Genomic DNA, 1,111 nt, shown 5'->3' with positions numbered 1-1,111 from the left:
CCCGTGCCCCGACCGTACGGCCGCCGGTGCCGGGTGTGCCGTCGCCCGGTGTCGCGGCACCGGTCGGGCCACCGCCGGCGCCCACCCCGACGGACCGTGTCCCGGCGCCCACCTGCCCACCACCCGCGACGCACGCGTACGGCGCGACGGATCCGGACCGGCCGGACGCGGGTGCGACGGTCCCGGATGGACCGGAGACGCGGAACGGGGCGGTCACCGAGGCGGCGCTCACCGACCTGCGGCGTCACGTCGTCGGGCTCGTCGCCGAACTGCCCGGTCCGCTACGCCGGCTGCGGGTGTGCGCCGGCGGGGCCGAGTTGGAGGTGGAGTGGCGGCACGAGGCCGGATCCAGCCCGCTCGCCCCGGTGCCCGCCCCGCGAACCGCATCCGCCGCTCCGGCCGTACCCCTCGCGTCGTCCGCACCCACCGGGCCGCCCGAGCCGGTCGGAGCCGCTGCGCCGGTCTCTCGGAGCGCGGTGCGCTCGCCGATGGTCGGCACCTTCTATCGCGCGCCGGAGCCCGGCACCGCGCCCTTCGTGGCCGTCGGTGACCTGGTCCGGCCCGGTCAGGTGGTCGGCATCGTCGAGGCGATGAAGCTGATGAACGAGATCACCGCCGACCGGGCCGGCCGGGTGACCGAGGTGCTGGTCGCCGACGGCCAGCCGGTGGAGTACGACCAGCCGCTGGTCGCCCTGGACCCGGCCTGAGGTGGTGGACCGTGTTCGAGAAGGTGCTCATCGCCAACCGGGGCGAGATCGCGCTGCGCATCCTGCGGGCCTGCCGTGAACTGGGCATCCGTACCGCCGTGGTCTATTCCACGGCGGACGCCGACTCGGCGGCGGTGCGGCTGGCCGACGAGGCCGTCCGGATCGGGCCGTCGGCCAGCCGCCGCAGCTATCTCAACGCCGCCGCCGTGGTGGAGGCGGCCCGCAAGGTCGGTGCGCAGGCGGTGCATCCCGGCTACGGCTTCCTCTCCGAGGACGCCGACTTCGCCGAGATCTGCGCGGACAACGGGCTCACCTTCGTCGGCCCGTCACCGCAGGTGATGGCCGCGCTGGCGGACAAGTCCTCGGCCCGGGCGCTGATGAGCCTGTCTCTTATACACCTCACC

The 1,111-nt window shown here is 75.0% G+C and carries 2 protein-coding genes; both read left to right on the top strand.

Annotation, left to right across the window (positions count from 1 at the left end):
- Positions 1 to 26: 26 nt before the first annotated feature.
- Complete coding sequence (accB, locus tag EYA84_RS32190) at positions 27 to 707, top strand: acetyl-CoA carboxylase biotin carboxyl carrier protein (RefSeq protein ID WP_236146086.1); 681 nt, start codon at positions 27 to 29, stop codon at positions 705 to 707.
- Between the two features lie 11 nt (positions 708 to 718).
- On the top strand, positions 719 to 1,111 hold a 393-nt coding region (locus EYA84_RS32185; protein ID WP_275540828.1), incomplete at its 3' end, for a biotin carboxylase N-terminal domain-containing protein.

Origin of the sequence: Verrucosispora sp. SN26_14.1, from assembly GCF_004307965.1 — a bacterium.
Lineage (GTDB): Bacteria > Actinomycetota > Actinomycetes > Mycobacteriales > Micromonosporaceae > Micromonospora.
This window is presented reverse-complemented; position numbering and strand designations above follow the sequence as displayed.